14 protein-coding genes are annotated in these 10,102 nt (G+C 62.6%); all 14 read right to left on the bottom strand.

The window, feature by feature from the left end; genetic code table 11:
• Window positions 1-66: 66 nt before the first annotated feature.
• Window positions 67-411 carry a hypothetical protein gene (locus tag AC57B1_RS11005; protein WP_496417512.1) on the bottom strand — a complete coding sequence of 115 codons (345 nt, stop codon included), beginning with the start codon at window positions 409-411 and terminating at the stop codon, window positions 67-69.
• Between the two features lie 68 nt (window positions 412-479).
• On the bottom strand, window positions 480-728 hold the full coding sequence (locus AC57B1_RS11000) for a hypothetical protein (RefSeq protein ID WP_496417511.1): 249 nt from the start codon (window positions 726-728) through the stop codon (window positions 480-482).
• Between the two features lie 136 nt (window positions 729-864).
• Window positions 865-1,179 carry a TrbM/KikA/MpfK family conjugal transfer protein gene (locus AC57B1_RS10995; RefSeq protein WP_496417510.1) on the bottom strand — a complete coding sequence of 105 codons (315 nt, stop codon included), beginning with the start codon at window positions 1,177-1,179 and terminating at the stop codon, window positions 865-867.
• Between the two features lie 11 nt (window positions 1,180-1,190).
• On the bottom strand, window positions 1,191-1,643 hold the full coding sequence (locus tag AC57B1_RS10990) for a hypothetical protein (RefSeq protein ID WP_496417509.1): 453 nt from the start codon (window positions 1,641-1,643) through the stop codon (window positions 1,191-1,193).
• The gene (gene stbB, locus AC57B1_RS10985) at window positions 1,643-2,350 is read right to left on the bottom strand and encodes a StbB family protein (protein ID WP_137959724.1); all 708 of its coding nucleotides are present in this window, start codon (window positions 2,348-2,350) and stop codon (window positions 1,643-1,645) included. Before stbB ends, AC57B1_RS10990 begins: the two co-directional genes overlap by 1 nt.
• 67 nt (window positions 2,351-2,417) lie before the next feature.
• Window positions 2,418-4,085: an LPD7 domain-containing protein gene (locus tag AC57B1_RS10980; RefSeq protein ID WP_496417508.1), complete on the bottom strand. Its 1,668-nt coding sequence runs from the start codon at window positions 4,083-4,085 to the stop codon at window positions 2,418-2,420.
• The gene (locus AC57B1_RS10975; RefSeq protein ID WP_496417507.1) at window positions 4,082-5,863 is read right to left on the bottom strand and encodes a type IV secretory system conjugative DNA transfer family protein; all 1,782 of its coding nucleotides are present in this window, start codon (window positions 5,861-5,863) and stop codon (window positions 4,082-4,084) included. Before AC57B1_RS10975 ends, AC57B1_RS10980 begins: the two co-directional genes overlap by 4 nt.
• A gap of 2 nt (window positions 5,864-5,865) precedes the next feature.
• Window positions 5,866-6,222 carry a hypothetical protein gene (locus AC57B1_RS10970; RefSeq protein ID WP_200655479.1) on the bottom strand — a complete coding sequence of 119 codons (357 nt, stop codon included), beginning with the start codon at window positions 6,220-6,222 and terminating at the stop codon, window positions 5,866-5,868.
• Between the two features lie 95 nt (window positions 6,223-6,317).
• Entirely contained in the window at window positions 6,318-7,238 is a 921-nt protein-coding gene (locus tag AC57B1_RS10965; RefSeq protein ID WP_496417506.1) for a phage Gp37/Gp68 family protein, read from the bottom strand.
• Between the two features lie 60 nt (window positions 7,239-7,298).
• On the bottom strand, window positions 7,299-7,526 hold the full coding sequence (locus AC57B1_RS10960; RefSeq protein WP_315697671.1) for a DUF3717 domain-containing protein: 228 nt from the start codon (window positions 7,524-7,526) through the stop codon (window positions 7,299-7,301).
• Entirely contained in the window at window positions 7,523-7,786 is a 264-nt protein-coding gene (locus tag AC57B1_RS10955; RefSeq protein WP_171928297.1) for a hypothetical protein, read from the bottom strand. Before AC57B1_RS10955 ends, AC57B1_RS10960 begins: the two co-directional genes overlap by 4 nt.
• Complete coding sequence (virB11, locus tag AC57B1_RS10950; RefSeq protein WP_496417505.1) at window positions 7,783-8,820, bottom strand: P-type DNA transfer ATPase VirB11; 1,038 nt, start codon at window positions 8,818-8,820, stop codon at window positions 7,783-7,785. Before virB11 ends, AC57B1_RS10955 begins: the two co-directional genes overlap by 4 nt.
• Before the next feature lie 54 nt (window positions 8,821-8,874).
• Window positions 8,875-9,537: a hypothetical protein gene (locus tag AC57B1_RS10945; RefSeq protein WP_496417504.1), complete on the bottom strand. Its 663-nt coding sequence runs from the start codon at window positions 9,535-9,537 to the stop codon at window positions 8,875-8,877.
• An 11-nt stretch (window positions 9,538-9,548) separates the two neighbouring features.
• On the bottom strand, window positions 9,549-10,102 hold a 554-nt coding region (locus tag AC57B1_RS10940; protein WP_496417503.1), incomplete at its 5' end, for a TrbI/VirB10 family protein.

The following is a 10,102-nucleotide window of genomic DNA, read 5'->3' as shown; positions in this document are numbered from 1 at the left end:
CCGCGTCGATAACCTCAGCTTCCATTCATTAGCCCCCTGTTGCGCTTCACTCTTGAAACCGCCCAGTCAATCCTCACCCCGGCCATTGATCCCGGTGTTGCGCTTCGCTCTTGAAACCGCCCTTAAAGGGATTGTGCGTGCCGGGCGGTGCGTCATCAACATCCGTGCCCGGCTCGTCGTCGGGGGCGGCACGAAACGAGGCACGGGTTGCGCAGGCTGAAATGCCAGACGCTCAAACCGGATAATGCGCGTTGCATGGCTGCTCATGCGCACGAGCCCGTCTTCAACCAGTGTGCATAGCATGTCGTTCATCTGCGCGGTCGACGTGTCGAACCATTCGGCCAGCTCGCTCGCGCGATATTCGCGGCCGGGGTCCATCGACCGCAGCAGTTTTCCTGACGTCAGTCTCATCGTGGTCCACCATTTTCACAGCATCGGGAAGTGTACTTCCGTCGTTCTCGATTGACTATCTACATCTGTCACGCACAGTTACGCAAGGCGTTGAAGACACGGTTGACGTCCCGCTGACCGTGCTCGCTCAGTCCGGACGCGGCAGCCTTCCTCGAATCGAACGTGACGGACGCGAACTGGAACGGTAGTTCTCTCCACATCGGCTCGCGGGCGACCTGCAAATGCGCGATCACGCGATTGCAGTCAAAGCCAAGCAGTTCAATCGCGAGGCGAAGTGCAGCGTGGTCTTTGCGCCATGTTTCATCTGTCGGGGGCATCGTCGGTTCTCCATAAAATGCTCGTATGGTCCATCTGTGAACAACTTGAAAAAGGGTGCGGGCCGCAGCCCGCACCGTAAAAAGTCCTGACTTCCGAGGGCAAATCTTCGTCAAGACCTGAGAGAGCGGCTGCGCGTCACGGACCAGATTGAACGTTTCCGTATCTGTCGTTCACACCTTTCTTCGTATCCGGTCCGACGCTCTTGCACTGGTTGGTGAAATCGCGACGGGCATTCGTCGTGCCTGTCTCATCGAAGTGGCCGTGGTGGAATTTCACGATGGAAAAGTAACCGGTCATATAGTTTTTGCAGTCCCCGCCGGCGCTGCCACCGGCGATCAGGCCGGCGAGACACAGGACGGCACCGCAGGCGGACGGGTTGTCGTCGTCGGCCAGCGCCACCGTCTGGGTGGCGACCGCGCCGCAGATCAATATTGCGATCAGTCGTTTCATGAGATCTCCTGTCAGGTGGTCAGAAGGCGCAGCGCCGCAAGGGCTCCGACCGTGAGCGCCGCCGAGCCAAGCATGGCGCACACGGTCCATGCGGCCAGTTCGATCCGGCCGATACCAGGACGGCGGCCGCGCTCCTCGCGCAAAACGTCGCGTAGCAGATCGCGGCTTCGTCCGTTGGCTTCGTCGTACTGCCTGAGCGAGATCTCGCCAAGCAGTTGATCGCGGGCCTCCGAAAACCGTCCCGCTTCGGCCAGCACATCGGTGCTCGATGCTGCGAACTGGTTGAGGAACCGTTCATAACGCGACGTGAATCGCAGCAGCGTCAGCTCGCCGTCGTCCTTGAACTGCTTGCCGCTCGCCTCGAGGAGTTGCGACAAGTCCTTCACGTCGCGGCGCAAAAGCGAGAGTTCGCCCAGCACCGCGCCGATCAGTTCCTCACGGATCGAATCTTCCGGCGCGCCCATCAGTGCACCAGAAGCCGGAACGCGTCGTCATGCTCGCGTGTTACGCGCGTGGCCAGTCGTTTGATGGCGACCATCTGACGAATATGGGCTCGCTGGGGCTCCGGCGTATCGTCCTCCATTGACCGTGCGTTCCACGCAACATAATCAGTTGTGTCGCTGTTGACGTCAGTAATAGTCTTGCCGATCGTCTTTATCTTTTCGTAAATCGGATTTTCATAAATGACTGCGGACGGATCGAGAACAAAGCCACCCACTGCCGCATGACGCGTAAACAGGCGACCAAAAACCTTATCCAGATTGCTCTTCGGATCAACGCAATTGAACAGCAATCTGATCCGGTCGGACGCTATGCCCAAGGCGCTCAACTGATCAAGCGTGGCTATCGTATCGAGCTGTTGCTTCAGAGGCGGCACGGTCGGAACAATGAACATGTCGAAGTCCTCGTGTGACCCGTCGTAGCTTTGCATCAACGCGACAAAGTCTTCGACGTTGGATGCCCCCACATCGACGACAACGTGTCGCATGGTCATCATCCGGTCCTGCAATTCATCGAACTGTTTGCCGCGCAAGGCGGCCCTCTCGGTACCATCCGAGTTGATCGACTCGATCGATATAACCTCAGCGCCTTCCAGTCGAGGCGCTAGAAGGTGATGAGCAATGGTAGTTTTGCCGACGTTGCCCGAGAAATTGATGACGGCGATTTTCATGGTGCGTCTCTCCGTTTGTTGTGTGAGTTGAGTCGCGACCGTGCGCGCAGCGTCGGTCACGTGTTCGTTACGGTTCGATCTCGAGCGTTGGCGCGTCATGGCCGGCCTCCTGGGTTTGCGCTGCGGGCTGTGCCTGTTCACGTGACGGTTGCTGCCCATCTCTGCCCTGCCGAGCGCGTTCGCGCTCGATCTGCTCGCGCACAGCCTCGATCGTTGCTTCGCTTACCTGAGGCATGGGCACGTCCAGTGGCCGGTTAGCCGCGCGCGCCTCGGCCACGGCGCTTTCGAACTCCCCCATCAGCTTCTCCTGCTGCTGCTCCGGCAGACCCTTGATCTCGTCACGCAGCACCTCGCGCGCGGCCTGCGCCTTGATGCGCTCGCGTGCTTCATCGAGCGTCTTCTGCTGTTCCTTCGAGTATTTCCAGTCTCCGCTCAGGAACCGCTCGCGTGCCTCATTGATCCGACGGCGATCATCTACTTCCCGGCGGACACTGGCCAGCGCCTCGCGCTGCTCACGCGTGGGCAGACCCGGTACATCCGGCGAGGACACCAGCCATTCGTTGCGCCGGCTCTCGACTGACTTTGGAGCGAGTTCGGTACCCTTCTCGTCGAACTGGCGCTGCAGCGCTGTTACCGTCTTGCTGCCTCCCTTTTCCAGCTCGATCCGCTGACCGGGCTGCACACCGCTTTCGCCGATCGCGCGCTCGAGGTCCAGTCCCCAGACGGTGCGCTCGCCGTCCTGCGTCCGTACGGTGGCGTAGTAGCTGTCGTTCTGCTTTTCATCATGGTTGAACGGGGCTGGCCCTTGTGCCACCAGTACTCCCGCCGTGACACCGGCCGGCGTTGGCGTGCCCTGAACGGGGCTCGCCGGCGCAGCCGCGGAAGGTTGCGCGGCGTTCGTCCGGGCGCCTCCGGGCGCGCCGTTTTCACGCCCCGGTGTGGCGGCTTTCGCCGATTCCGGCGCGGCGGGCTGCTTTTGCCCCGCTGCGTCTGTTGCCTCCATCTCATTCGTGCGCGCCTTGTCCGTATCATTGGATCTGTCGCCGGCGCCGATGCGCATCGCCTCGCGCGCAGCAGTCAGTACCGCCCGATCCTGCGCACCAGGCTTGAAGCCACGCGTCGGAACGCCGGCGAGTTCGGCCGCGATCCACGCCTGCCGACGAAACTCTTCGCTGCCCTTAAGCTGCAGCTCACCCCAGTTCTTCGCCTTCGCGACTTCGACCATGTGTGCGATCACGTCGCGGTCCTCGCTGGCCGTCGACAGCGAGCGGCCCTTGTCCTCGAAGTGCACCGTCTCGCTTTTGCGATCGAGAAACTTTCCTTCATGCGCCACATACTGGTTAGTGACCGACTTTGGCACGTCATAGCCAGTCTTCTCGAAAACCGGTTTCGGGCGGATCGTGTTCTCCGCATCGTTCCCCTTCTTCCCGAGCGGCTTGCCGGTGCCGGCGGCCGGCTTCACCGACTCGTCGGTGGCTGTGCTGGTCGCTGCGTCGGTCGATGAGTCGCGCTTGAGCAGCTTCTCGACCTTCTCGCGATCTGCCGCACGGATCTTCTTCAGGCGCTCTTCGGTTGCGTCATCGACCGGTGTTTCCGGACTGCCGGGCACGGCGCCCGCGTCCGGCTCGTTCGCCGGCGGCGTGACGCGCGCGCGGATGGTCGAAGCATCGTCGGCGTTTGCCGCGTCGCGTTCGCGGTAGTCGATCCGGTCGGCGGGAAATTCGATCTCGTTCATACGGTCACTCCTTGCGGTTCAGGCTGTGATTGAGGTGCTGCGGTTTGCGCCGACACGGCGGCGGCCGCGTCCGGCAGGACTTCTCGCAGATAAGGCATCAACTGGAATAGAGATGCGCGGATGCTGTTACGGTTGGCCAGGTGCACAGGCGCGAGGACACCGATCTCGTGCTCGCGGACGTCACGCGCCGGACCGGCCGACTGTCTGGCTGCGTCCGCGGCTGCAGCGGCCTGCTGCGCGCGGCGGGCCGCGTTCTGCGTCTGCCACCACTGCTCGACGTCGATCTTTGGCACGGGTGCGCACAGTTCGCGCGCGACGAACGCAGCGTGTTTCATCTGTGTTTCGTCCGGAAACTTCGGACCGAAACCGAACCAGGCACGCCGGCGGTTGGTCGTTTCCAGCTTCGCCATCACCCCCTGCAGGTAGGGGCTTTGCCGCACGAGCCGGTCGACGAGATCGGCGTCTTCATAGAAAAACGCCTTCTCGCACAGGATCGGCTCACACCCCTCCATCGTGATGATCTGTTTGTTGTGCTTCAGTGCACGCAGCTCCTGCGGCATCATCAGTGCCCTGCCGTGTTCCGACTCGTTCGTGCTGGTCGACGAACTGCGGCCGCGACTGCGGCTGCGCGAGCGCGCCATCAGCGTGAAGGTCCCCAGCATCTTCGAATATTCTTCTGACTCCTTGACCGTGCGCGGCGCATACAGGCTGCGCATCTTGCAGTTGATCGCCAGCGTTTCAGTGCCGTGCTTGCCGTACAGCTTCGGATCCTCGAGCTGGGACATGCCCTGAAAGATCAGCATCAGTCTGAGGTTGTAGCCAGCAATGAACGGGTTGGCCGTATCGATGATGTCGATCTTGCCGGGCGCTGCAAACTCGTCTAGGATCAGCGCGCACTGGTATTTGAGCGCAGGATTCTCGGCAGGCAGCTCACGCGTGTTCAGGTCGATCAGCTGCGAGAAAAAGAGATTGACCAGCAGCGCACCGGCCTTCAGGTCGCCCGGCTTGATGCCCACATAGATCGACATACGCTTTTTGCGCACATCGGCCAGATCGAAGTCCGAGCGGCTGGTTGCCGCGTCAACAACCGGATTGCTGAAAACGTTCAGCGGCGCGGTCATCGTCGATACGATGTTCGCGAAGGCTTCCTTCGATTGCGACAGGAAGCGGTTCAGCGCGTCGAGACATTCGAACGTGAGCGCCGGCAGTCCCTCAGTCGCATGCGCTGCATCGGCGCGCGTGCTGACGATCGACGCGATGTGTTCACGGATCGCCCTGCCCTTGCCGGAGGCCTGCCGCAGCACCTCGCCGAATGTGCACGGCAGCGAGGGCGTTTCCAGCAGATACAGCACGATCCCGATGAACAGGTTGCGGGCATTGTCGTTCCAGTACTTCAGACGTGCGTCGACGTTGGACGGATACAGGTGTTCGCCGATCGTCATCACGTCGCCCACGCGCGCATAGGCGGGTCGGCCGGCGATGTATTCGAGCGGGTTGTACGCGTGCGAGCGTCCGTCTTCCGAGAACGGCGCCCACAGATAGGTTTCGTGACCGCATGCCCGCCGGTAGCCGGACGTATAGTGGTAGTTCTCTTCCTTGATGTCCTCAACGACGACCGAATCGGGATAGGTGAGAAGATTCGGGATCACGAGCGACGTGCCCTTGCCGGAGCGGGTGCCGGCAGCCGTCATCAGGAAATCCTGGCCGTAATACTTCAGGTATTCGCCCTTGTACTTGCCGACAATGAACGGCGGATACAGATGTTGTGAGGTCGTCATGGTTATTTCTTCTCCAGCAGACCGGCTTTCACAATGTCGTTACGGGTTGCGAACCGGGCCTCGCCAAACTGCGCGAGGCGCTTGCGGCCCGACACGAGCGCCATCGTGATCACGACCACTGGCAGGCCGGTGATGACCACCGACAGCAGCGTGCACACCTTGAGCGCGCGCACAACCGCAGGCACGTCGCCGTAGGCATGCCAGTAGTCGTACAGCGTGAACACGCCCGCGCTGCCCTCCGGCAGCTTCTGCATCTTCGCGAAAAGCTGGCCGCCGGCGAACTGGCCAAGGAACGCGAAGCCGCACAGGATCAGCAGGAAGACCACAACAGGGATCAGAATTCGAAGCGGTTTCGGCATGGTCGGCCCTCAGTGGGTGGACGCGCCGATATGGACGCGGAATCCGGCTGCGTCGAATCGGAAGTTCACATGTGCCTTCATCGGTATTCTCCTGTTCAGGTGGTGAGCGGCATCGCGTCGTGAAGACGGCCGTCCAGCAGCCGTCCGGCAGCACGCTTGCCCACATTGACGAACCCGGTGCATTGGCCTTCGCGCTCGCGCGGCAGCCATGCCCCCCATTGCTTGAAGCAGTACGGCAGCCCTGCGCCCTCGCACCAGTCGCGCGTCGCCCGATGCCACTCCGGCCGGGAGATCCGGGCCTTCGGTCCGCTCTCGCCGCCTGACACCATCCAGTCGATGAATGACCAGCCCGACCAGTCCACCGCACCGAGGGCGGGCTCATAGCTCACCCAGGTTTTCCAGCCAAGCTGGCTCACGTCGTGCAGCGCGTCCCGGCGCGCATCCGCGCGGCGCTGGTCCTCGACGCTTGCGCCGAGCAGGACATTCGGCAGGGGCCACCGGCCCGCGCTCGCGACACCACGTTGAGCCGTCGGCGCGAACCGTTCCGGCAGGGCTTCCACGTGCACCAGGAACATCGTGATGCACAGACCTTGTGGGCCGCTCACGCGGGATCCTTCATCGGCAAGCCACTGGCAGAATTCACGCATGCGACTCGCGCGCTTCGTCAGGATCTGGAACACATGCGCCGGCGCGAGGGCCATCGCGCCGAACACCGCCGCGATGTACTCGAAGGACACTGCCGGGTGAAAGAGATCCGACATGCTGTTGACGAATACCGCCCGCGGCCGCTTCCACAGCAGTGGGGCCCCCAGTTTTTCTGGCACCGGCCTGACCACGCCGGTCCACTTCGCCCCTTGCGCAGTGAACTGGATCAGCCCTTCGTAGGGCTGGCCCGTGCCACTGAACCGACGCGCGACCTGCTCCGCGTAGCAGTGCATGCAGCCCGGCGACTCGCGGCTGCACCCACGCAGCGGATTCCAGGTTTCGTCAGTCCATTCGATCGTGGTTTTACCCATCACTCACTCCATTTCGTGCAATGCAAGCTGCCGGTGCATCGGGAATCGGGAGATCCGCCTTCATTGCGTGCGCCTTCCGGCTGCATGGGTGGAAAGAATCCGCAGTGCATCGCGCTGCGCGTCGTCCAGCCCGGCGTCGGTGACGCCCTCGCAGCCGTGTGCGATCACGGCGCCGTAGAGCCGGGCCAGCGCGCGAGCCTCTGCGCTCCCAGCGAATGCTTCGTCCGACGACGAACGCATGCGCCACCCCTCGATCGCCGCCTCGATGTCGCTGATCGCGAAATTCATAAGGCATCCTCCCTGCGTACGAGCCAGTGCGCCGTGAAACCGCGCGCCCACGACGCCGCGTAGACCAAGCACAGCGCAAGCACGCCGTACTGATGCGCTCGCCACGCCATGTCGAACCAGAACGGCTGCGCGGCCAGCCCGAAGATGCAGGCCCAGCGCCGCCAGTGCACACGCCGGTCCTGCGACAGGAAAACGGCGAGCGCACCGCACAGGCTGATCACGATCTGTTCGATCATCTGCGCCGCGGCATCGGCGCTCATGAGACACACCCCAGCAGTTGCGCCTTGCCGATCGGGTCGTACCAGATTTCGGTGAGCCGCTTGTTGCGCATGAAAATGACGAGATCAACCGTTACGCGCACCTGTTCCATGATGAATTGCCAGTCGAGCGTCTGGCCGACCGCGCTTTGTTTGACCAGCGTCGCGATGCGCGAATGTGCCGAGCGCGCATCGTTGCAATGCACGGTTGTGATACCGCCGGGCGTGCCCGTGTTCAGCAGCGTCATGTAGTCCCATGTCTCGTCGCCGCGACACTCGGCGAGAAACACGCGATCGAACTTCATGCGCAGCGTGGAGCGCACCAGTTCCTTCGCCGGCAGCGTGTCGCTGAAAAACATGTGTACGCGGTTCGGGTGGTTCGGCAGCGACAGTTCCGGCGTGTCCTCAATCGTCCCGATCCGTTCATCGGACGGCACGAGGTCCGAGAGCGCCTTGTTCAGCGTGGTCTTGCCGGAGCCGGTGCCGCCGGCCAGCACAATGTTCAGCCGGTTGGCGACAGCGAGCTCGAGCATGCGCGTGACGTTGCGCTGGGCTTTCGCCTCGAGCATCTCCAGCTCGAACGGCTGCAGATCCAGCGACACCGACGTGTCGCGGCGCGGCGACACGTCCCGATAACCCTCGAACCAGCCGTTGCGCTCGTACTCAGCGACCGAGAAGCGCACGTCTGACGGGATCCGGATCGTGATGGAGATGGTGTCCTGCTCGCAGGCCGGCTGCATCAGCACGTGTCCGCGCTGGCCCTCGGGCAGGACCACCGGATGAATCGGCTCCTTTGTGGAGAACTTGCCGCCCTTCATCACCGTCAGGGCGTTCGCGAGCTTGAAGCACGCATCGAGCGAGCAGGCCGGTGCATCGTGCCGTCGCCATCCGGCACTCCCCTGTGTCCAGATCTCACCGGGACGGTTGATCGCGACCTCGGTGAGGCTACCGTCGAAGAAGTTCGAGATGCCCATCTGCTTGAGGAAGCTGCGGGCGATCGTGCCCTTCTCGATCACATCGATTACGACTGCACTCATTCGTACTCCTTTCTGGTTTAGGGTCACATCCGTTAATCAAAGTGCCGTGCAGAATCAACGAGGCGTGGTTCCCGTATCCTGCGGCTCGATCTGCACGGACACGCGATACGGGCGTCGATCGTCCGGCACGCTGCTCGCCAGCTCGCGGAGCGTTTGCGCCGGCGACGTGGAAACCACGGTTGCACTCAGGGGCACGGCCGGCCGGGTCAATTTCCAGCCCGCACCGCCGATTGCCACGGCTGCGCATAGCCCCGTTGCAAGCCAGATGCGCGCGATGCGTCGCGTCTGGTGATCGGGAATCGCCGGGGTTTCGACGGGTTGACGGTTAGTTGCGTGCGTTTCCATTGCGTGATCGACCGCATGATTGGCTGGCTCGTCGAGCGACGGCAACGCACTGTCGCCCCACTCCGAGATCGTCAGCCCGATACGCGCCCCGACGTTACGTAGCAGGTTGCGTCGCAGCGGCGCTGACATGTCGTCGATCCGGCACCCGTCGAGGGTCATGCAATCCTCAAACGCGTGCTCGTCGGCGATCTGCCTAAGTGGCAAGGCATCGGGAACCACACGCGCACGCCGTGCATCGACCCGTTCGGCCAGCTGCCGGATCGTGTTGCCGTAGAAACAGAAACGCAGGGCATCGCGCAGCTTCGTCTCGAACATGTCGCGATCGAGCCCATGCAGCGGGAAGTCGTCCGGGTAGGTGATCTTCAGGTTCATGGGTCCGTTCCTCATTGCTGCCCGTTCTGGCCAACCACGTTGCCTTGCGCATCGACGTTCTCATACACGCCACTCAGGTCGACGTCGCGCGCCACAAAGATATTGATGACCGAGCCCTGGTTCGAATACGCCGTCGGCGGGATGTTGATGGTGTTACGCAACGTTTCGGCGGCCACATCCTGCGTGGCGTTCGAACTGTTCGAGAATGTGATCTGATTGCCGCTGCCGCTCGCCTTGTTCGCCAGCGCCTGGCCGAAGTCGCCAATCAGGCTGACCATCAGCGCGCCCTTGAACCGCAGCCAGAAGTGCTCGTCGACGTAGGCTGGGATACCGGCGGCACCGAGCGGATCGGTAGCGGGCGAGTTCAGTGGAATGTGCACGTCGCCGTCGTCGATCTCATCCCAGATCGCGCCGATCACGCCCTGCCCCTGGATCACCGCATCGCGCTGCTCGCCCTTCGCCATCGCACCCTTGCGAACGAGCAGCGTCGTGCCATCGTCGGACCACACGTCCTGCGCGATCGGGCACCCGATCAGGCCCGGCCGGTCGGTACGGATCGCCGTCG

The sequence above is a fragment of the Paraburkholderia sp. BGA-UO-ETr-F21 genome, assembly GCF_059567925.1.
This window is presented reverse-complemented; position numbering and strand designations above follow the sequence as displayed.

Excerpts from the sequence above, each read along its gene's own strand:
- AC57B1_RS10975 (WP_496417507.1), bottom strand. The coding sequence starts at position 5,863 with ATGACGACCTCACAACATCTGTATCCGCCGTTCATTGTCGGCAAGTAC.
- AC57B1_RS10995 (WP_496417510.1), bottom strand. The coding sequence starts at position 1,179 with ATGAAACGACTGATCGCAATATTGATCTGCGGCGCGGTCGCCACCCAG.
- AC57B1_RS10960 (WP_315697671.1), bottom strand. The coding sequence starts at position 7,526 with ATGAATTTCGCGATCAGCGACATCGAGGCGGCGATCGAGGGGTGGCGC.
- AC57B1_RS11000 (WP_496417511.1), bottom strand. The coding sequence starts at position 728 with ATGCCCCCGACAGATGAAACATGGCGCAAAGACCACGCTGCACTTCGC.
- AC57B1_RS10945 (WP_496417504.1), bottom strand. The coding sequence starts at position 9,537 with ATGAACCTGAAGATCACCTACCCGGACGACTTCCCGCTGCATGGGCTC.
- stbB (WP_137959724.1), bottom strand. The coding sequence starts at position 2,350 with ATGAAAATCGCCGTCATCAATTTCTCGGGCAACGTCGGCAAAACTACC.
- AC57B1_RS10955 (WP_171928297.1), bottom strand. The coding sequence starts at position 7,786 with ATGAGCGCCGATGCCGCGGCGCAGATGATCGAACAGATCGTGATCAGC.
- virB11 (WP_496417505.1), bottom strand. The coding sequence starts at position 8,820 with ATGAGTGCAGTCGTAATCGATGTGATCGAGAAGGGCACGATCGCCCGC.
- AC57B1_RS10980 (WP_496417508.1), bottom strand. The coding sequence starts at position 4,085 with ATGAACGAGATCGAATTTCCCGCCGACCGGATCGACTACCGCGAACGC.
- AC57B1_RS11005 (WP_496417512.1), bottom strand. The coding sequence starts at position 411 with ATGAGACTGACGTCAGGAAAACTGCTGCGGTCGATGGACCCCGGCCGC.
- AC57B1_RS10970 (WP_200655479.1), bottom strand. The coding sequence starts at position 6,222 with ATGCCGAAACCGCTTCGAATTCTGATCCCTGTTGTGGTCTTCCTGCTG.
- AC57B1_RS10990 (WP_496417509.1), bottom strand. The coding sequence starts at position 1,643 with ATGGGCGCGCCGGAAGATTCGATCCGTGAGGAACTGATCGGCGCGGTG.
- AC57B1_RS10965 (WP_496417506.1), bottom strand. The coding sequence starts at position 7,238 with ATGGGTAAAACCACGATCGAATGGACTGACGAAACCTGGAATCCGCTG.